Source organism: Bradyrhizobium sp. SZCCHNRI2009 (genome assembly GCF_032485115.1).
Classification (GTDB): Bacteria; Pseudomonadota; Alphaproteobacteria; order Rhizobiales; family Xanthobacteraceae; genus Bradyrhizobium.
Map to the genome: position 1 here is coordinate 57,524 of NZ_JAUEUH010000008.1, position 18,425 is coordinate 75,948.

The following is an 18,425-nucleotide window of genomic DNA, read 5'->3' on the forward strand; positions in this document are numbered from 1 at the left end:
CATGGACAGCGCGATCACGGCTCGCGAGACCGAGCCGACGGTCCTCGTCAGGCCGTCACGCGACGAAGATGTCGAGGCCATGCTCTCGATCTACCGGCGGCACGTCCGCCGCGGGGTCGAGGACAGCGCCGCCGGTTCCGGGGCGCCCGAGCCGGACGATCTCAAGCAGCGGCGCAAGAATCTGCGCAATCATCGGCTGCCACATCTGGTCGCGACATTCCGCGGCGAGGTCGTGGGCTATGCCTATGTCGTCCTGTTCAGGAAGCGGCCAGCCTATCGGTTCGCGGTCAAGCATTCGATCTATGTCCACCATGAGCATCTCGGCCGTGGTGTCGGCCGGCTGCTGATGCAGGCGCTGATCGATGCTTCCGCAGCGGCCGGATATCGCCAGATGATCGGCTATATCGACGCCGACAACGTCGCCTCGCTCGGCATTCATGAGCGCTTCGGGTTCGCCAGGGTGGGGCTGCTTCCGGGCGTCGCCTACCGTTACGGCCGCTGGTGCGACACCGTGATGGTGCAGCGCTCGCTGGGCCCCGGGGCCAGCGACGCACCGGCTGGGCTGCGCCGCTGAGCCGCAGGGTCAGGAGGGAAAGTCGGCCGCCTTCACCTCGATGCGGTCGGCATGCAGCGACCAGTCGCGCAGCTCCTGCTGTTCGCAGAACCGGGACTTTGCGATCTCTGCGGCTTCGCCTTCGCTCTCGGCCTCAACCTCCAGCGTGCTCTGGCAAATCTCGCACTGGCGGCCGTTCTCGCCCAGCACGTCCTTCATGAAATGGATGACATAGCGCGACATGCAACCTCCCGTCTCTCACGGAGTGCTCGGAGGTGATGTTACCGCGCTTCCCAGCTCGCTGTTGACCGATATCAAGCGGTCGATGCAAATATTTGACGCAGCTCGTGGAACCGGCGCTCAGGCGCCGACCGAAGGCAGGCTCGCCGCGGCGATTGCGACGAACTGCGAGACGGCGCGACGGACGCGGCCGTGGGTCGACTTCAGGATCGCGTTCAGCCTGCGCATCGGACCAACTTCCCTTCCGCGCCGAGCGAAAAACGTGGCCTAAGCTCATGGCGCCACAGGAAAAATGATCAGCCTCCATCGTGCTGTCGAGACAGCTCGGAAAATAGCAATGTCCGCTTCGCGGAAGCCGCCCGGGAGAGAAGATTTGTCGCCGCCTCGCGGCTTGCGACGCATGAAATCTTCTCCTCGCAATTCCCCTCTCCCGGCTAGGCGGGTGTCACTCCGAATGCCTCGCGGAAACGGGCGCTGTAGCGCGGCCAGGCCTCGGGGTTGATGAGGCGCGGCGGCCGCCCGCCGTCGAGCGCGGCGAGCAGTTGCTCGGCGGCGATCCGGCCCATGTTCTGCCGCGCCTCGCGAGTCACGCCGGCCGTATGGGGACTCGCCAGCACGTTGTCGAATTGGAGCAGCGGATGGTCCGGCGGCGGCGGCTCCTTGGCCCAGACGTCGAGGCCGGCGCCGGCGATGCGCTTTTCGCTGAGGGCGGTGAACAGCGCCTCCTCGTCATGGATGAAGCCGCGGGCGGTGGTGACGAAATAGGCGCTCGGCTGCATCAGTGCGAACTCGCGGGCACCGATCATGCCCCGGCTCTCCCTCGTCAGCGGGCAGTTGATCGAGACGAAATCAGAGCGCCGCATCAGGTCATCGAGTTCCACCTTCTCCGCGCCGCGTGCCGCGATCTCCTCCGGCGAGAGATACGGGTCATAGGCCAGCACCGTCATGCCGAGGAGGCCGCGGCACAGCTCGGCAACCCGGCGGCCGACATGGCCAAGCCCGACGATGCCGATCGTCCGCCCCTGCACCTCGTTGCCGATCAGATCGTTGCGGTTGACGTCGCGCTCCCGGCGCAGCCGGCGGTCGGACTGGATGATGCGCTTCGACAGGGTCAGCATCATGCCGAGCGTGTGCTCGGCCACCGAATGCGCGTTGCCGCCGGACTGGTTCACGACGAGGACGCCGGCCCCGGTGCAGGCGTCGACGTCGACCGGGTCGTATCCGGCCCCGTTGCTCGACACGACGAGGAGGTTTGGGGCGCGGCGCAGCAGGTCTGCATCGACATGGAAGCGCGGCGCGAGTTCGTCGCGGGCCGCCCCGATCTGGTAGGCGTGAGCCGCCGCGAGGATCGGCGCCGTCTCGGCCTCGGAGCTCTCGTTCTCCAGCCGGTCGAGCCGGACGTCGGAGCGTGCGGCGAGCAGCTCGCTGAAGATCGGGTGGGCCAGATATTTGACGTAGAAGACGCGCTTGGAATTCGCGGCCATGAACAGGCGACCTCCTGGTGTCTTGGTTCTTGATGTCGGACTTGAAAGCGGATGCCTGACCGGCCGGGCCGGCATGTTGACAATCGTCCCGGTGCCGTCAAGCTCAGCGCCAAACAGCGCCCCCCCATCAGGGACGACCGGAGGAACAGCAATGGCCGCCGATGCCGATGCGGCGCGATCCGCGAGCACTGTGCCGAATTGGCACGAGATCGTGCTGCAGACGTTCAAGCGCAACGCCGTCGACCTCATCCCCTACGTTCCCGACCGCGTCCTGACGCCGCTGATCCACAGCCTGCACGACGATCCGTTCTTCACGACCTTTGCGACGGCGCGCGAGGAGGAAGCGGTCGGCGTTCTCGCAGGCGCCTGGATGGGCGGGCGGCGCGGCGCGCTCCTGATGCAGACATCGGGCTTCGCGACCTTGCCCAACGTGCTGGCCTCGCTGGTCGTGCCCTGCCAGATCCCGCTGATCATGATCGTGTCCGAGCGCGGCACGCTCGGCGAATTCAACTACGGCCAGTCGCTGGTGTGCCGGACCATGCGCCCCGTGCTCGATGCGCTGGCGATGGAGCATCACACCATGACGCGCCTCGACGAGCTCGAATTCATCATGGACCGCTCGATCAAGCAGGCGGTGGCGACACAGGCGCCGGTGGCGCTCATCCTGTCGCCGCTGCTGACCGGCGGAAAGGTGTTCGCATGAGCGCGACCATCAGCAACACCAAGGTCATGAACCGCACCGACCTCACCTGCCGGCTGGTCGCGAAACTCAAGCACGAGGAAGCTGTCATCGGCGGCATCGGCAACACCAATTTCGATCTGTGGGCGGCGGGCCCGCGGCCGCAGAATTTCTACATGCTCGGCAGCATGGGGCTTGCCTGCCCGATCGCGCTCGGCGTCGCCCTGGCGCAGCCGCAGCGCCGGGTGTTCGCGCTCGAGGGCGACGGCTCGCTGCTGATGCAGCTCGGCTGCCTGACCACGATTGCGACGCTGGCGCCGAAAAATTTGGCCATCATCGTCATGGACAACGGCATCTACCAGATCACCGGCAGCCAGCCGACCTCGGCCCGGCAGGCCGACATTGTCGCCATTGCCGCCGGTTGCGGCATTGGCGCCAGCCATTGGGCTGTAGACGAAGAGGATTTCGAACGCTTGATCGATGTTGCGTTCGAGGCGCCCGGTCCAGTGCTGATTGCGGCGAAGATCGACGACAAGCCCGGTACGGGCGCCACGAGGCGCGATCCGGCCCAAATCCGCGAGCGCTTCATGCAGGGTCTGGGAGTCCGGCAGCCGATCTGAGGCGCCGGACGAAAGCTGTTCGCGGTACGATGAGAAGGCCATGTTCCGGCTTCCGAGCCACGTTAACTAAACCGGTGCCTCAAGCGACCGTGACCCCGGTTCGTGGCCCGGAACGTGCTAAGCAGCGTCCATGAAGATCGCGATCCGCCTCTCGGCCTGGCTGCTCGCCGCAGCCGTTGCCTTCGCAACGCTGGGCCCGCCCAGCTATAGGCCCCATTCGCAGCTTGGACAGGACGGCGAACACGCCCTCGCCTTCATCCTGATCGGCCTTGCGTTCGGCCTCGCCTATCGCAGTCATCGGCTGCTGACCACCGGGATTGCGGTGATCCTGATCGGTGCACTCGAACTCGCGCAGTTCCTGGCGCCAGGGCGTCACGCACGGCTGGAAGACTTCGTCGTCGACGCCGCGACCGCCTGCATCGGATTCGGCCTGTCCGCGGCCATCGACTGGCTCATCCGACAGATCCGCACGCAAACCGCATGACAAGAGGCCCCGCCGCTGATGCGACGAGGCCCCTGCCTGTCAGAATGTCAGATCACTCGATGATCTTGATGACGTGGCGGGTGCGCGGATCGACGATCACGCGGCGATCGTTCACGACGGCATAGCGATACTCGGTGTAGCGCGGTACCGGACGCAGTTCGACGGTGGCGGGCAGCGGCTCGCCGACCACGACACGCTCATGGACGACCACCGACGGCGCGCGCTCGGCCTCGATCGAGTTGATGACCGCGTTCGGAATCTCCAGGCCCGCACCGACGGCGGCGCCGACCGTGCCACCAACCATGGCGCCGACCGGACCGGCAACGGCGCCGCCGGCCGCAGCACCATTGGCGGCACCTTCGACGGTCGTGGACTGGGCGAACGCAGCGGTCGACGCCAGCAGCGAGGTGGCGATCAGCGAAACGGCAAGACGGGTTCTCATCATTGTCTCTCCTCCAGTGCTTTCGAGATGCCGTTCAACACCAAGGGATCGCCTGCAGTTCCGGTTCCAAATGGCCGAAACTTCATCATGCCAAGGGAACCATCATGCCAAGGGAACCAAGCCTCGAACTCTTCACCATCGTCGGAGATGATGGAGAGATTGCTCAGTTGCTATCCACGTTTCAAACAACCGCGCGCAGGTTCGCACTCTCGCGGCGGATCACGCCCGAGTCCCGCGATCGACGGCCCTCCGATGAATCGAGAGGGCACAGGGAATGCCGGGTGAAGGCCTCACCCATGGCCCGCCTGCTGAAAGAATGCAGGCGGCAGGTACCACAGGTTCAGCCGATCAACCGGCATTCCCTGCGCGGCAGTCTTAACGCTTCTTTCGCGCTCTCCTCGGGGACCGGCTGATTGACCCCGTCGCCCGCGCGAGGGCATGAGCCCTCGTCGCGCGCTTGACCTCGGCACCGGGAGGCCAGGACCACACGACTTCGCGTCCGTGCTGCGTCGTTCGTCCACATGCGCGTAAGCGCATGCTGCGACACCTCACGGCCACCGCATCCCTGCCCCACGTGTCGTGACGATCGCGCGCAACGCCCCTCTCGGCGAGACAGGATGGGTGCATCATGCATGATTTCTGTAAAAAAGAAACATCTATTCTCACTTCCTCAACGGCGATCGATGACATCTGATTGAGCAAGTTAGCGATTTTCGAATCGATTCAAGGACACACCTTCGGCGATCCGACCGCGAAATGGGACGGCGCATGCCGAGTCCCATCAGTGATTTGCCCGACGAGCACGAAAGAAGGCCGTGGCACGAGCTCAACTCTGACGTTTCCAAAGAGGTTGAAATCAATGACGACAGCAGACACAGCTACTGCTGCTTTGTCTTACGCACATCGTTCCGGATTTTTGTCACGATGGCAGACACTTTATCATGAGACTCCTTCTCCAAAGCCTTCATCTCCACTGGAGCAAAGGACTTTCCATGACTTGAATATGTATCGAAGACAACTTGTCTGTTTCTGCTGCACCCTACGAGTGCCCCTTGCTCAATCGTGTCGATAGGATCTTCGGACGTTTGAGCCAACCGCCGAGCAGTGCCCTCGAGACAGAAGGAATAGGCGCGTACAGCTTGCTCTTCGAACGCCTTATCTGGATCCGTCTTCAAGAGCTGCTCCGTCCGGTGCTGCAGTTCGACGATCCAGGGGATCTCCTTGAAGAATGATCCTACGGCCTCGTCAACGTAGGACCGCTCATCTGCGCGGTGCGCGCTATCCAATGCGCTCTGCCGACAGGCCGAAAACAGGTCATTAACAATGTCAGTTCTTGCACTGTCCTCCGCGCGGTTCAGTCTGTCTGGACCATTTGCGATGACGAAGCGGCGCAAAGCCGCGGGCAGTTCGTGCTTCACGCAGTCGTGGAAATATTGCAGCTCGTCAGCGGCCGTCGCCCGGTGCGGGTGGAGAAGCCCGAGACCCATGACCAAGATGCGTAGAATCATAAGGCACGGCTGAGATGATCGGCTGGGCTTCATTCCAACTCCTCTATCAAGCTCCAATCATATTGACCGCAGATTGATAAGCCATGAAATGATCGCTTCGAAAGACGCGCGATGGTCATGTCTGCTTGCGGCCCGAGGCGGCGGACCTTCCGACTGGACGCAAGAAACGTCTGTTCTCTGAGAGCACCGTTGCGGGGGCTTCATCCACAGCTGGTCCATGGCGCACCGGACATTTGCACATCGACGAGGTCGACCCCAAGTTCCCTGTACCTGATCCAGTCGACGGAACATTCCGGGTTGACACCGGTTCGCCCAAGTTCCAGTGCGCTTGGAGCCGACACGCGTTTTTCTCAAGGGGTCCGCTGATGTCATCGTCCGATGTGGTCAGGAGTGCTCACGACCGCCGTCAACGAAGGCTGCTGATCGTGTTGGCCTTGGGATTTGTCGCCTTTGGCGCCGCTGCGGCCGGCCTGTTCTACGTCTTGCAGCCCGAGACTCTCCGGATCGCCGTCGGACCGGCGGCGAGCGACGACCACAAGGTGGTCCAGGCGATGGCCGACGCCTTCGGTGAGGAAAGCAGGACCGTCCGGCTCTCCCCGATCACGACCGGCGGAGCGGCTGAATCCCTGGCCCTGCTGGCCGCCGACAAAACCGACCTGGCGGTCGGCCGCGGCGACCTCGGCATGCCGCCCGATGCGCAAACACTGGCCGTCCTGCGCAAGAACTATGTCGTGCTGTGGTCGCCCTTCGGGCGACGCGGCAACGAGCCCAAGCAGAAGGCCGGCGGCAAGATCGCAGATATCGCCCATCTGGCAGGTCACAAGGTCGGCATCATCGGGAGGACCGGAGCAAACGTCGCGGTGCTCCAGGCCATTCTGGAGGGCTCCGGCGTGCAACCCGATAAGGTTGCCACGGTTCAATTCGGGACAGACGAGATCGAGAAGCTTGCGCAAGACCCCACCCTCGATGCGTATCTCGCCGTCGGTCCGCTCGACAGCAGGATCACGGTGGACGCCATCACCGCGACCTCCCGAGCCCGCGGAGCTCCGACGTTTCTTCCGATCGAAGCATCGGAGGCCATTGCCCTGAAGCATCCGCGCTACGAGGCCGAGGAAATTCCAGCCAGCGTCTTCAACGCGAAACCGGCCTGGCCGGAGGACAAGGTCGACACGATCAGCGTCAATCACCTGATCCTGGCCAAGAAGGAGCTTTCAGAAGCCAAGGCGGCGGCCTTCTACCGGCAGCTTTTCGCGGTCCGCGACACGATCACGCAAGGCCTCGCCGGCGCTTCGCACATCACGAAGCCCGATACCGAGAAGGAGACCGAGCCTTCCGTACATCGAGGCGCCGCGGCGGTGATCAACGGCACGGAGCGAACCTTTCTGGACAAGTACAGCGACTATTTCTGGTTCGCCTTGCTCGTACTTTCCGGCATCGGTTCGGCCGCCGAATGGCTGCGCCGCTATCTGAACCGGGATGAACTGGAGGACGACACCAGCGGCCGCAACCGCATTCTTGCGGTGGTTTCGGAGGTGCGCAATGCCGGCTCAGAACACGATCTGCTGACCTGGCAACGAGAGGTCGACGGGATCATCGTCGAGACACTCAAGGGCTATGACGATGGAGCCATCGAACCAGAGGACTTGGCGGCATTCGGCTTGGTCCTCGAACTCTTCAACCATGCCGTCGCCGAAAGGCGAGCGACGCTGCCGAGCGGCGCCCCCGATCAATCATGGACGCCAAGTCCAACCCTCGCCTCTCGGCGATAGGCTCGGCTCATGAGGAGGAGATTTCGTGCGTCGACACCAGTTCGAACGCACCTTGCCACCGGACTTTTTCGATGTTCTGGACGGAGGGCGCCGCGTGGCGAGCGCGTCGCAGCATCCGCAAACAGCCATCGGGCGCGACGGATCGACGGCAGTGCGATGCCGCCGCGCCGTTCAGTCGATGATGCCCGGCCCTTCGGTCATTGCGCGCGCAACGCCCTCCTTCATCTGCCTCACCACATCCGGCGCGTGCCCCTGCCAATGAACGACCTCGGCAATGACGCGCAGCGGCGCGCGGGATCGATGAGACCGCGTCGGATTTCCCGGGAACTTCTTGTCCGTCAGGTTCGGGTCGTCAACGAACGGACCTGTGGGCTCGACGACGTAGATCCGTCCCCGTCCGTCACCGGCAGCCAACTCGGCGCCCCAGATCGCCGCATCCAGCGTGGCCGTGAAGTAGACCCAGGACAGCGGCTCCGCGTCGGTGAAATTGGACGGATACCCGACAGCGATCAGATCGCCCGGCCGCAAATCAGCGCGCGTGCCGTGGAAGAACGATTGCGCAAACACGGTCGCAACAGATGACATCGGTGACCTCGGATGGGTTTCCAGCACTCGTCATCTGCCGCGGAGCGACGGTCGAATGCAAATGATCGTTTCGTCTGTTGAAGACATTGTCGGCGACCTACTCGCCTCTCTCGTTCCGCAACCTAGCTGGTCCACCAGCGCCGCGTGGCCTGGCACGTCTCCAGCGCCCGCTGGTAGCCGGCGCGGACTCGCAGCCGGGTCATGTATGCTTGCTCCGCATCACCGAACACCACACCGACGTTCTTCCGCGCCATCTCGAGCGCGTAGCCCACCGAAATGTCCGCCGCGGTGAACGCATCGCCGGCCATGTATGGCCCGCGCTCCAGCCGTCGCGTCACCAGGCTCAATCGGGTCGTGAACACGTCCATCGCCTGCCGCGCGCTCCAGTTGTTGCACTCGCTTTCAGGCGCAAGGTGCCGGGCTCCCGAAACGAAATAAAGCGAGGCTGCGAGGCCCGCCTCACCGAGGTGGAGAAACTGCTGATAGGCAGGAAAAGCAACATCATGTGCCGCGGGCGCCAGCGCCGTCGGCCCATACCGCCCCAAGATGTACTCCATGATCGCAACGGACTCGACCATCGTGACGTCGCCATCGCGGATCGCCGGAATGAATCCGGCGGGATTGATCGTCAGGAACTCGGCGTCGTTCTCGACCCCGGCCAGGAGATCCACATCCCGCAGCCGGTATGGGAGGTCCATCTCTTCCAGCAACCAGACGACGCGGAAGCCTCTGCCCTCTCCGTACACAGTGATCATCGCTCGCAATGCCCTCGGTTGTCCGTTCCGAGGACGATTCTCCGTTGGCCAGGCCGACAAGCAACCGGAGATTTTTTCCGCGGCTCCTCGGGCGCCGGCCTAGCGCAGCACATGGTGGTCAAAATCGAAGATGAAAAGACGCATTAAAGATGTCGGCTGTTCGTCCCGAACCGTCCAAACAGATGAAAGCTCGGCTCGCTTTCAGGTCTCGACCGGAGGCAGGCGACCAAGGTCCTCAATGGTTGCATTTGACCCGTACCGGAACTTACGCCTAGGTGCGCGGTGACACGAGCCAGTCACGCCAAAACTGCTCTTGTGCGGCAACTGAAGCAGGTACTACATCGGGACCTTCGGAAAATATATCGACGAGGTCTTCCCTTCGCGCGTGCCGCCCCATCGTCATCTTGTAGGCCTTGAGGCCCTGCCCCATATCCCTCGCCATTCCTGAAGGATATACGTTCAGGCTTGCTCCGTAGCAAAGTGGGATGAGACCATCTTGAGCTAATAGATTGCGAACATCGCAGAGAGCTTGGAAGAAGTCGGTTGCAGTGCTTTCAATGATCTTATCTCGATATTCGCACCGAAGGCGACAATGCGCGCGCGCATGATCGCTTTCGTCAAACAGCATGAACATGGCCGTCTCGCCCTTGGTGCCGCCGAACAAGAGTATTCTGTTCCGTTCTTCCAAACCACACCCCCATTTCCGCAGGCACCGCTTCGAAAACTTCAATCAGCATACCAAGCCAGCGCAGCAATGTCGCCTGTTGTGAAGGGTTTCGGATGCCGGCCGCATGATTGGCGGCGCGGCATATTCGGGCGGCCGGCGTCCGAAGGCCTCCAAGGGAGGAAACCGCGCATGTTGAGCGGGGTGGCGCGGCAAGCGCTATGGGAATTTGAGCAATCTAAGAGCAGACTTGATCATCTATTCCTTGTCGGCACATCGCCCTCGACGATCATTTCGTCAGCCATCTCTCGAAGTACAAATTGATCGGGTTGGAAACGTAAGGGCCATACGCTGGGCCCGGAACGAACCCCTTCGCCCGATAGAGCCTCTGGGCATCGGGAAGAAATTCCGTGGTTTCCAACCGCAGAACCGGCAGCTTGGCGATCAGTGCCGCTTCCACGACGCGCGTCAAGAGCCTGCTGCCTATTCCAGTTGTCCGAACCTCGGTGACGACATACATGCGCTTCACCTCTCCGGTACCATCCGCGAACACCTGCAGCCCCGCACAGCCAACGGCTTGTCCGGCAATCCGCGCGATAAACATTTGCGTGTCGTCGTGCGCTAGCCGATCAATTGGAGAGCCGTGATTCCTTTCCACCCCGCAGACCTTGTTTAAGAAATCGTCCAGCGCGGTTACGAGGTCAATCAGGTCCTGGGACCTTGCATCGGCCGGCTCAATTTCGATTCTATCGACAGTCATTCTCGTCCCCTTCTTCGAAGAGAGGAGCGCATGACGCCGTGGTGGCTTGTCCCGTTTAGTTGCCGGACCGGCCACATCTTCTTCCGAAGGAAGAAAGCCACCTTGCTCGGGGAGCAGGTTGGCGCTGGGCGTCGGCCCAACTCTTGATGTTGGAGTTGACGATAGCGGGCACTATCGAGCTTGGCAAGCACGCCCCAGTTTGAGGAACAACGCGCGGCCGCTCCTGGCCCAACGCGGACCTTTTCAGCCGACGCTGGCGACGTACGAGACGGGCGCTTCGCGCAACTGCGCCATACCGGCAATTTTTGGTTGTGAATTATCTTCGCGTGTGATGAAATCTCCCTATGAACGCTAGAAGTCCTTCGCTGGCCGGTCTGTTCGTACTGCTACTGGCTTCGGCGTCTTTCTCATATGCGCAAACAGAAAGTGTCGGCGCTCAGGCAAGCGCTCGCGAAGCGTGGAAAAAGAAGATTGTAATACTGCTAGTGAGCAAGAGAACGTTTCCGCCAGGGGCGGCCGGTCAAAGTGGCACGGCCAAGGTCAAGTTTGTCATTGATCGGCAGGGGAAACTGATTTCCAGAGAACTGGTGGAAAGCGCCGGCTCCGAACTACTCGATACGGCGGCCCTAAGTATGATTGAGCGAGCGGAACCATTTCCGGAGCCGCCCGCAGAGATGAGCGACGATAGCTTCACCTTTACGGTACCCATCAACTTTGCCAACAGGAAGCAGTTGCCTTGGGCAGGCGGACAATGGCCTGCCGAGTGGGTCGACGAGCAGAAGAAGATTGACACAAAAATTCACGGCATCTGTCGTGGCTGCTAAGGCGTGAGTGAAACTCACGCGCTACAACACTGAAGCTGCGCCATCCTGTTGCGCTCGATGCAATCCATAAGCCTCGCGTGAAGGGACCGGAGCGGCGGCATCTTCCTCGGCGGCCAACCCGGGCTGAATGGCACGTAGTAAACTCAGTTCGCGGGAACGATCGCCCGGTCCGTCAGCCAGCCAAGTCCCTCCGCGGTCGTCGTCTGCGGCTTGTACTCGCAGCCGATCCAGCCGGAATAGCCGATCGTGTCGAGATGGCGGAACAAGAAGGCGTAGTTGATCTCGCCGGTGCCCGGCTCGTGGCGGCCGGGATTGTCGGCGAGTTGGATGTGGGCGATGCGGGCGAGATGCTTCTGCATCGTGCGGGCGAGATCGCCCTCCATGATCTGCATGTGGTAGATGTCGTACTGGACGAACAGATTGTCGGACTCGACCTCCGAGATCAGCTGAAGCGCTTGTGCCGTGCGGTTGAGGACAAAGCCGGGAATGTCGAGTGTGTTGATCGGCTCGATCAGCAGCTTGATCCCCTGCGCCTTCAGCGCGGTCGCGGCGAAGCGCAGGTTGCGGACCAGCACCTGGTTGAGCTCGCGCGGATCGGCATCGTCGGGCGCAATGCCGACGAGGCAGTTGAGCTGGCGGCAATCCAGCGCCTTCGCATACTCGATGGCGCGGCGAACGCCGTCGCGGAATTCATCGACACGATCCGGCAGGATGGCGATGCCGCGCTCGCCCGCGGCCCAATTGCCGGCGGGCAGATTGTGCAGCACCTGCGTCAGCCCGTGACGCGCGAGCTGCTCGCGCAGCTCGGCCTTGTCGAAATCATACGGGAACAGATATTCGACGCCGCCGAAGCCGGCCGCCTTGGCGGCCGCGAAGCGGTCGAGGAACGGCAGCTCGTTGAACAGCATCGTGAGGTTGGCGGCAAAACGCGGCATGTCATGGGTCCTCGACTGAGTGCGATGGCTGCGGTCAGGCCGGTTGCAAGGTGCGCGCCGGCTCGGCCGGCGTCTCGTCGACCGGCAGATCGAGCACCTCCTCGAACTCCACGACGTTGTCGATCTCGGTGCCCATCGCGATGTTGGTGACGCGTTCGAGCACGAACTCGACCACGACAGGCACCTGGTATTCCGCCATCCATTCGCGCGCGGTCGCGAACGCAGCCTGCGCCTGGCGCGGGTCGGTGACGCGGATCGCCTTGCAGCCGAGGCCCTGCGCGACCGCGACGTGGTCGACGCCATAGCCGCCGACCTCCGGCGCGTTGATGTTCTCGAACGAGAGCTGCACCTGATAGTCCATCGAGAAGCCGCGTTGCGCCTGACGTATGAGGCCGAGATAGGCATTGTTCACGACGACGTGGATGTAAGGCAGGTTGAACTGCGCGCCGACCGCGAGCTCCTCGATCAGGAACTGGAAGTCGTAGTCGCCGGAGAGCGCGACGATCTCGCGCCTGGGATCGGCGGCGCGGACGCCGAGCGCGGCCGGCAGGGTCCAGCCGAGCGGCCCCGCCTGCCCCGCATTGATCCAGTGGCGCGGATGGTTGACGCTGAGGAACTGGGCGCCGCCGATCTGCGACAGGCCGATGACGCTGACATAGCAGGTGTCGCGGCCGAACGCCTTGTTCATCTCATGATAGACGCGCTGCGGCTTGATCGGCACCTGGTCGAAATCGCTGCGCCGGAGCATCGTGCGCTTGCGATCCTGGCACGCCGCCGGCCACGCCTGCCGCTCGCGCAGTCTGCCCGCCTTGCGCCACTCGCGCGCGACGGTGATGAACAGCTCGAGCGCCGCCTTGGCGTCCGAGACGATGCCGAGATCGGGATTGAACACGCGGCCGATCTGGGTCGGCTCAATGTCGACATGCACGAAGCTGCGACCCTTGGTGTAGGTCTCGATCGATCCGGTGTGGCGGTTGGCCCAGCGGTTGCCGATGCCGAGCACGAAATCGGACTCCAGGAAATTGGCGTTGCCATAGCGATGGCTGGTCTGCAGGCCGACCATGCCGGCCATCAGCACATGATCGTCGGGAATGGCGCCCCAGCCCATCAGGGTCGGCACGACAGGAACGTTCACGGTTTCGGCGAACGTCACGAGGAGTTCGCTGGCATCGGCGTTGATGATGCCGCCGCCGGCGACGATCAGCGGCCGCTCCGCGGCATTGAGCATCTCCAGCGCCTTCTCGATCTGCTTGCGGCTCGCCGCGGGCTTGTAGACCGGCAGCGGCGCATAGGTCTCGTCGTCGAACTCGATCTCGGCGAGCTGCACGTCGAGCGGCAGGTCGATCAGCACCGGGCCCGGACGGCCCGAGCGCATGATGTGGAACGCCTGGCTGAACACCCGCGGGACGAGGCCGGGCTCGCGCACCGTCACCGCCCACTTGGTCACGGGCTTGGCGATCTGCTCGATGTCGACGGCCTGGAAATCCTCCTTGTGGAGCCGCGCGCGCGGCGCCTGGCCGGTAATGCAGAGGATCGGAATGGAGTCTGCGATCGCCGAATAGAGCCCGGTGATCATGTCGGTGCCGGCCGGGCCCGAGGTGCCGATGCACACGCCGATGTTGCCGGCCTTGGCGCGGGTGTAGCCCTCGGCCATGTGCGAGGCGCCCTCGACGTGGCGGGCGAGAATGTGCCGGATCGAGCCGCGCCGTTGCAGCGCGGAATACAGCGGATTGATCGCGGCGCCGGGAACGCCGAAGGCGCAGGTGACGCCTTCCTTCTCCAAGATTCGCACCGCAGCATCGATCGCCCGCATCTTCGCCATCTCGCGCTTCCTCTTTTGGTTGATGCGCGAGGATCGCTGCTGACGGCTGCGATCTCAATTCAGTCGTCGATTTTTCCCACGATACGGCACGCTCGGCAAAACACGGGTGGCCTCAGTTAGTTAGGACGACAAACAGCTGACATGTCCTAACAGCATGACGGTTCGATGGTGCTATTCGAACAGCGGCGCAAGCTCCATCTGCGGCACCAGCACGAGGCCCTTGTCGGTGATACGAATTTCCGGAATGACCGATAGAGGAATCAAATTGAAGCCCATGTAGGGAATGGTGCAGCCGGCTTCCGCCCATTCCTTCTTGAGCAGCTTCACCTCCTCGGCGACCTCGGTGACGCGCTTGTCCGACAACAGGCCGGCGATCGGCAATGGAACCATCGCCCGCACCTTGCCGTCGGCCACGACGCAGACGCCGCCCTGCTGCGCGCCGATCGCGGCGACGGCGGCCTGCATGTCGGCCTCGTTGGTGCCGGCGACGATGATGTTGTGGCTGTCATGGCCGACGCTGGAGGCGACGGCGCCGCGCTTGAGGCCGAAGTCCTTCAAGAGCCCGTGCGCGACATTGCCGGCCGACTTGCCGTGGCGCTCGATCACGGCGACGAAGCAGAGACCGTAGCGCGCAAACAGCGTCTCCCAATCGTTGGCCGGCTCGATCGCGACCTTGTCGTGGATCAGCGTGATGCCGGGCAGCGCCGTCTTGATCGCATTGACGGTGCAGGCCTTGGTGGGCAGCTCCGGCGTCAGCGTCACCTTGGCCGGCAGCTTCACCGTGGCATAGGCCGCCTTCGGGTACTGATAGCGCTGCGACAGCGCCTGATCGAGACGCGGCGTGATCTTGCCTTTGTCCACCACCAGCTCGCCGCCATACCAGGTCGATTGCGGCTTCAGGCCGTCGTCGAGCAGCACCAGATCGGCGCGGCGGCCACCGCCGAGACCGCCGATCTCGCCATCCATCGCAAAGCGCGTCGCGCCGTGCAGCGAGCCCATCGACCACGCCTGCTCCGGCGACATCCCCGCCTTCACCGCCTCGCGCACCACCCAGTCGAGGCCGAACAGCATGAGATCATCGGCATCGCGATCGTCGGTGCACACGGCGGTGCGCTTGTGCGAGGCGCCGAGCTCGGTGACGGTGCGGATCGCCTGCGGCAGGCTGTGCCACGGCGTCGTCGGCGGACCACCGCGCAGAAAGATCCAGACGCCGGCATCGAGCAGGTCGTCGGCGATGTCGCGGTCGATCGCCTCATGCGTATCGGTGACGCCGCTCGCGGCATAGGCCGCGACGAACTCGCGGCCATAGACATGCCCGGACACCGGCCGTCCGCGCTGCAAAGCCGCCGCAAGGATGGCATGGCTGCGCTCGTCGCCCATGCAGACCGGCACGAAATCCATCTTCTCGCCGAGCGCGACCGCCTCCGGCCAGCGATCGAACAGGCCGGCGATCTTGTCCGGCGTGAGATCGCCGCCCGCCGTCTCCAGCGCCGCCGAGGTCGCCGGCACGGTCGAGGGCACGGTGAGGAAGATCGACAGCGGCGCCTGCCGCGCATCCTCCAGCATCGCCTCAACGCCGGCGACGTCCATGACGTTGCCGATCTCGTGGCTGTCGCAGAAGATCGTCGTGGTGCCGTTGAGCAGCGCAGCCTCGGCATAGGCGCAGGCCGTCACCATCGAGGATTCGATGTGGATGTGCGGATCGACCAGCCCCGGCGCGATGATGCCGCCGGCCGCGTCGTAGATGGCGAAGCCGCCGGGAAGCGCCTTGTGGGCGCCGGCCGGCTTCACCGCGGCCACGCGCCCGCCGGTGATCCACAGCTCGCGGCCGGGGAGAATGCGCTCCGAATAGGTCGACAGCACACGCGCCCCGGTGATCACGAGATCCGGCGCGACACGGCCGGAGGCGACGTCGGCGAGGCGCCGCGTCATACTGTGCAAAGGGGCGACCGAGAAGCGGGTGAGTTTGGACATGGCACAACTCGCTGGACGTGTTCGGGTGATCCGCCACGATGCTCACGTGCGGCGCGCCCGACTGCAAGTCCAAATAGGCCATCTCCCCGATCACGGTTTGGGCAGCTGGGCGAGGCCTGCCCTCCCCTCGCTACCGCTGCGCCGACCGTAGGCCTTCTTCAATCGAAGCATTCTCATCTTCGAGGAATGAAGCACTTCCTCAGTTAGGTCCTAGTGTCGACCCTTAGAATATTGTACTGCTCCTTAGCGCTCGCCGCGTCGCTGCCAATCTGGGTCAAAGTTTCCAAGAATTGGTTGAACGATGCCCCCGCAGGAAGATGAGCAAGAGCCGCATTCTGTTCAATAATTGCATCAAGCAAACCGACGTAATCAGAACGGCGCGCGACAAATGCTTCGCGCTCATCGAGATAGGACTTGTATTCTGCTGCGAACAAGAGCGTCGGCGACCTAGTCTCGCCTGCAGTGTTCTCAATCAAGCCCTTTCGTTCAAGATAAGACGGAGGCATAGAGGGGTTGTATTCACGATAGAAGAACAAGCGGTCTAGCGCGCAAGACTCCCACTCCTTGAACGCCTGCGCTTCGTCATCCGTCAAGTCCTTCAACAATGCTTTGGATAAGACCTTCTCTCTTGCCTTCTTCAAAGGCTCTTCCGCGAAGGCCGCGGTCTTTATGACAGCAACTTGGAATGCGTATTGGTCGCCAATTTGCGCGAGACCAACAGCATCATTCATGACCTTTAGCACTAGAGCAAATTCGCTCGGAACAAACCCTTGATATGCCGCAATCAATTTCTTCAGATTTGCGTATGCCTTGACACGCTCATCCCGGGCTTTGGTGAGCGCCGACAAAGCTTCTCCGTACGCTACGATCGTTTCGAAGTCCGCGTACTTGTTGCGGAGGTACTCTAATTTCTTCTTCTTTACCGCCGCAATTACTACGGCTTGTTCGCGCGCAATTTTTGGCGTGATATCGGTGTACACGGTCACCTTTTTATAGTCGGCGCTATCTGGACCGCACGAGTAGGTGCCGTACGATATGAATTCCAGCTCAGCATTTTTGCGCGCGATATTGCGCCGCAATGCTCCCTGAAGGTCGATGTCAGCTCCGAGTTGCGATCGCAGCCGATCGGAAGCCGTCTGCGAATTTGTTAGCTGCTCCGCTAAACCGGCGCAGCCAGACAGAAATATCAGCGGTGCAATAAAAACGAGACGCATGCCCTCCCCCCTTAAAAGAGCAATTGTGGTCAAGTAATTAGCGCAACACCAAGTTGATTATCTATGTTTGTTCAACTTATCCCCACAATTTCGCTGGGATGATTTTCGCCCTTGCGATTGGGCCCGACTAGATCACCCCAAATTCATGGCCCCGATTCTGAATAGACTTTCGGCTTAGTTAGTGACTTCCTTTCCCCCATATGCCGAATTTTTGGCCATACTCCGGAGTGACGACGAGGATTGTCGACACGATGTGGGCTCAGTCATCGGCCTGTCGACCCTCATTGCCGCTGGACGGCAGCCCCACCGAGCGCCGCTGTCAACTCCGCGGCAATATCCCGCACCATGCCCCCGACCACCGGCACCCGCTCCTCCGTCAACCGGCTCGCCAGGCCGGACACCGAGATCGCGGCCAGCGGCTCGCGGCAGGAATCGTGAACGACGGCGGCGATGCAGCGCAGGCCGAGGCGGGCTTCCTCGTCGTCGACGGCGTAGCCCTGGCGGCGGATGGTCTCCAACTCGCGGAACAGGTCGCTGGCGCGGATGATCGACTTCTCGGTCAGGCGCGGCATGCCCTGGCGGTGGATGATCGCATTGACGTCGTCGTCGGAATAGGTCGCAAGCACCGCCTTGCCCATGCCGGACGCAACCATCGGGAGGCGGCCCCCGACCTTGGTCAGCGAGCGCATGATCTCGCGGCTGTCCAGCCGCAGCAGCACCATCAGCGATTCATCGTCGACGACGGCGAGATTGGCGGTCTCGCGCGACTGGTCGCGCAGCCTTCGCAGATAGGGAATCGCCAGCGCGACGAAATTGCGCCGACGCGTGAAGGTCGCGCCGACGGCAAAGCTCTGCGCGCCGACGTGCCATTTCGATTCCATGCGGTCGAACTGGACGAAGCGGCGCTTCTCGAGCGTGGTCAGCAGGCGATGAACGGTCGAGGTCGAAAGCCCGGCACGGACGGCGAGATCGCTGAGGCGATAGCCTTCGTCGTCTTCGGCGAGAAGCTCCAGGATCTGGAGCGCGCGGCCGACGGATTGCACGCCGCCGTCGCGGGGTTCGGCCGCAGCATCCGCGCGTGGCTCGATCGTCTTGCGACGGATCACGTGGCGC

General features: G+C 62.8%; 19 protein-coding genes and 1 riboswitch. Of the genes, 6 read left to right on the forward strand and 13 right to left on the reverse strand.

The window, feature by feature from the left end; translation table 11 throughout:
• Position 1: 1 nt before the first annotated feature.
• Positions 2-574 (forward strand): GNAT family N-acetyltransferase, encoded by a 573-nt coding sequence (locus QX041_RS25865; protein ID WP_315718423.1) that lies wholly within the window; start codon positions 2-4, stop codon positions 572-574.
• A 9-nt stretch (positions 575-583) separates the two neighbouring features.
• Here the strand turns inward: QX041_RS25865 and QX041_RS25870 are convergent, their stop codons facing one another.
• Both QX041_RS25870 and QX041_RS25875 read right to left on the reverse strand, forming a co-directional pair.
• A complete protein-coding gene (locus QX041_RS25870) occupies positions 584-796 on the reverse strand; it encodes a hypothetical protein (RefSeq protein WP_315754543.1) in 213 nt (70 codons plus the stop codon).
• Positions 797-1,227: 431 nt separating this feature from the next.
• The gene (locus QX041_RS25875; RefSeq protein ID WP_316166988.1) at positions 1,228-2,277 is read right to left on the reverse strand and encodes a hydroxyacid dehydrogenase; all 1,050 of its coding nucleotides are present in this window, start codon (positions 2,275-2,277) and stop codon (positions 1,228-1,230) included.
• Positions 2,278-2,428: 151 nt separating this feature from the next.
• On the opposite strand from QX041_RS25875, the gene QX041_RS25880 reads away from it, so the two are divergent.
• From QX041_RS25880 to QX041_RS25890, 3 genes are all read left to right on the forward strand, one after another.
• Positions 2,429-2,980: a thiamine pyrophosphate-binding protein gene (locus QX041_RS25880; RefSeq protein WP_316166989.1), complete on the forward strand. Its 552-nt coding sequence runs from the start codon at positions 2,429-2,431 to the stop codon at positions 2,978-2,980.
• Positions 2,977-3,576: a thiamine pyrophosphate-dependent enzyme gene (locus QX041_RS25885; protein WP_316166990.1), complete on the forward strand. Its 600-nt coding sequence runs from the start codon at positions 2,977-2,979 to the stop codon at positions 3,574-3,576. The genes QX041_RS25880 and QX041_RS25885 overlap by 4 nt, the downstream gene beginning before the upstream one ends.
• A gap of 130 nt (positions 3,577-3,706) precedes the next feature.
• Positions 3,707-4,060, forward strand: coding sequence for a VanZ family protein (locus QX041_RS25890; RefSeq protein WP_315718418.1), 354 nt, complete (start codon positions 3,707-3,709; stop codon positions 4,058-4,060).
• Between the two features lie 52 nt (positions 4,061-4,112).
• On the opposite strand, the gene QX041_RS25895 is transcribed toward QX041_RS25890, so the two are convergent.
• Both QX041_RS25895 and QX041_RS25900 read right to left on the reverse strand, forming a co-directional pair.
• On the reverse strand, positions 4,113-4,502 hold the full coding sequence (locus QX041_RS25895; protein WP_316167227.1) for a DUF1236 domain-containing protein: 390 nt from the start codon (positions 4,500-4,502) through the stop codon (positions 4,113-4,115).
• Between the two features lie 878 nt (positions 4,503-5,380).
• Positions 5,381-5,989 (reverse strand): hypothetical protein, encoded by a 609-nt coding sequence (locus tag QX041_RS25900; RefSeq protein WP_316166991.1) that lies wholly within the window; start codon positions 5,987-5,989, stop codon positions 5,381-5,383.
• A gap of 386 nt (positions 5,990-6,375) precedes the next feature.
• Here QX041_RS25900 and QX041_RS25905 point away from each other — a divergent pair, with 386 nt between their 5' ends.
• Positions 6,376-7,779 carry an ABC transporter substrate-binding protein gene (locus QX041_RS25905; RefSeq protein ID WP_316166992.1) on the forward strand — a complete coding sequence of 468 codons (1,404 nt, stop codon included), beginning with the start codon at positions 6,376-6,378 and terminating at the stop codon, positions 7,777-7,779.
• A 171-nt stretch (positions 7,780-7,950) separates the two neighbouring features.
• Here the strand turns inward: QX041_RS25905 and arr are convergent, their stop codons facing one another.
• The 4 genes from arr to QX041_RS25925 form a co-directional block, all read right to left on the reverse strand.
• Positions 7,951-8,364, reverse strand: coding sequence for an NAD(+)--rifampin ADP-ribosyltransferase (gene arr, locus QX041_RS25910; RefSeq protein WP_316166993.1), 414 nt, complete (start codon positions 8,362-8,364; stop codon positions 7,951-7,953).
• A 122-nt stretch (positions 8,365-8,486) separates the two neighbouring features.
• Complete coding sequence (locus tag QX041_RS25915; RefSeq protein ID WP_316167229.1) at positions 8,487-9,119, reverse strand: glutathione S-transferase family protein; 633 nt, start codon at positions 9,117-9,119, stop codon at positions 8,487-8,489.
• Between the two features lie 271 nt (positions 9,120-9,390).
• Positions 9,391-9,753: a hypothetical protein gene (locus tag QX041_RS25920; protein WP_316166994.1), complete on the reverse strand. Its 363-nt coding sequence runs from the start codon at positions 9,751-9,753 to the stop codon at positions 9,391-9,393.
• A gap of 319 nt (positions 9,754-10,072) precedes the next feature.
• Positions 10,073-10,543, reverse strand: coding sequence for a GNAT family N-acetyltransferase (locus QX041_RS25925; protein WP_316166996.1), 471 nt, complete (start codon positions 10,541-10,543; stop codon positions 10,073-10,075).
• Positions 10,544-10,588: 45 nt separating this feature from the next.
• A riboswitch (SAM-I-IV-variant riboswitch) is annotated at positions 10,589-10,698 on the reverse strand.
• A gap of 189 nt (positions 10,699-10,887) precedes the next feature.
• On the opposite strand from QX041_RS25925, the gene QX041_RS25930 reads away from it, so the two are divergent.
• Positions 10,888-11,367, forward strand: coding sequence for an energy transducer TonB (locus tag QX041_RS25930; protein ID WP_316166997.1), 480 nt, complete (start codon positions 10,888-10,890; stop codon positions 11,365-11,367).
• A gap of 143 nt (positions 11,368-11,510) precedes the next feature.
• Here QX041_RS25930 and hyi read toward each other — a convergent pair whose 3' ends face one another.
• From hyi to QX041_RS25955, 5 genes are all read right to left on the reverse strand, one after another.
• Complete coding sequence (gene hyi / locus QX041_RS25935) at positions 11,511-12,302, reverse strand: hydroxypyruvate isomerase (protein ID WP_316166999.1); 792 nt, start codon at positions 12,300-12,302, stop codon at positions 11,511-11,513.
• A gap of 34 nt (positions 12,303-12,336) precedes the next feature.
• Positions 12,337-14,124 (reverse strand): glyoxylate carboligase, encoded by a 1,788-nt coding sequence (gene gcl / locus QX041_RS25940; RefSeq protein ID WP_316167000.1) that lies wholly within the window; start codon positions 14,122-14,124, stop codon positions 12,337-12,339.
• Positions 14,125-14,295: 171 nt separating this feature from the next.
• Positions 14,296-16,098: an adenine deaminase gene (locus QX041_RS25945; RefSeq protein WP_316167001.1), complete on the reverse strand. Its 1,803-nt coding sequence runs from the start codon at positions 16,096-16,098 to the stop codon at positions 14,296-14,298.
• A gap of 203 nt (positions 16,099-16,301) precedes the next feature.
• Positions 16,302-17,312 carry a hypothetical protein gene (locus QX041_RS25950; RefSeq protein WP_315828563.1) on the reverse strand — a complete coding sequence of 337 codons (1,011 nt, stop codon included), beginning with the start codon at positions 17,310-17,312 and terminating at the stop codon, positions 16,302-16,304.
• A gap of 281 nt (positions 17,313-17,593) precedes the next feature.
• Entirely contained in the window at positions 17,594-18,418 is an 825-nt protein-coding gene (locus tag QX041_RS25955; protein WP_316167003.1) for an IclR family transcriptional regulator, read from the reverse strand.
• Positions 18,419-18,425 lie beyond the last annotated feature (7 nt).

What these genes read in the sequence shown, in the direction of transcription:
- QX041_RS25865 (WP_315718423.1), top strand. Translation starts at nt 2, where the DNA reads ATGGACAGCGCGATCACGGCTCGCGAGACCGAGCCGACGGTCCTCGTC.
- QX041_RS25870 (WP_315754543.1), bottom strand. Translation starts at nt 796, where the DNA reads ATGTCGCGCTATGTCATCCATTTCATGAAGGACGTGCTGGGCGAGAAC.
- QX041_RS25875 (WP_316166988.1), bottom strand. Translation starts at nt 2,277, where the DNA reads ATGGCCGCGAATTCCAAGCGCGTCTTCTACGTCAAATATCTGGCCCAC.
- QX041_RS25880 (WP_316166989.1), top strand. Translation starts at nt 2,429, where the DNA reads ATGGCCGCCGATGCCGATGCGGCGCGATCCGCGAGCACTGTGCCGAAT.
- QX041_RS25885 (WP_316166990.1), top strand. Translation starts at nt 2,977, where the DNA reads ATGAGCGCGACCATCAGCAACACCAAGGTCATGAACCGCACCGACCTC.
- QX041_RS25890 (WP_315718418.1), top strand. Translation starts at nt 3,707, where the DNA reads ATGAAGATCGCGATCCGCCTCTCGGCCTGGCTGCTCGCCGCAGCCGTT.
- QX041_RS25895 (WP_316167227.1), bottom strand. Translation starts at nt 4,502, where the DNA reads ATGAGAACCCGTCTTGCCGTTTCGCTGATCGCCACCTCGCTGCTGGCG.
- QX041_RS25900 (WP_316166991.1), bottom strand. Translation starts at nt 5,989, where the DNA reads ATGGGTCTCGGGCTTCTCCACCCGCACCGGGCGACGGCCGCTGACGAG.
- QX041_RS25905 (WP_316166992.1), top strand. Translation starts at nt 6,376, where the DNA reads ATGTCATCGTCCGATGTGGTCAGGAGTGCTCACGACCGCCGTCAACGA.
- arr (WP_316166993.1), bottom strand. Translation starts at nt 8,364, where the DNA reads ATGTCATCTGTTGCGACCGTGTTTGCGCAATCGTTCTTCCACGGCACG.
- QX041_RS25915 (WP_316167229.1), bottom strand. Translation starts at nt 9,119, where the DNA reads ATGATCACTGTGTACGGAGAGGGCAGAGGCTTCCGCGTCGTCTGGTTG.
- QX041_RS25920 (WP_316166994.1), bottom strand. Translation starts at nt 9,753, where the DNA reads ATGTTCATGCTGTTTGACGAAAGCGATCATGCGCGCGCGCATTGTCGC.
- QX041_RS25925 (WP_316166996.1), bottom strand. Translation starts at nt 10,543, where the DNA reads ATGACTGTCGATAGAATCGAAATTGAGCCGGCCGATGCAAGGTCCCAG.
- QX041_RS25930 (WP_316166997.1), top strand. Translation starts at nt 10,888, where the DNA reads ATGAACGCTAGAAGTCCTTCGCTGGCCGGTCTGTTCGTACTGCTACTG.
- hyi (WP_316166999.1), bottom strand. Translation starts at nt 12,302, where the DNA reads ATGCCGCGTTTTGCCGCCAACCTCACGATGCTGTTCAACGAGCTGCCG.
- gcl (WP_316167000.1), bottom strand. Translation starts at nt 14,124, where the DNA reads ATGGCGAAGATGCGGGCGATCGATGCTGCGGTGCGAATCTTGGAGAAG.
- QX041_RS25945 (WP_316167001.1), bottom strand. Translation starts at nt 16,098, where the DNA reads ATGTCCAAACTCACCCGCTTCTCGGTCGCCCCTTTGCACAGTATGACG.
- QX041_RS25950 (WP_315828563.1), bottom strand. Translation starts at nt 17,312, where the DNA reads ATGCGTCTCGTTTTTATTGCACCGCTGATATTTCTGTCTGGCTGCGCC.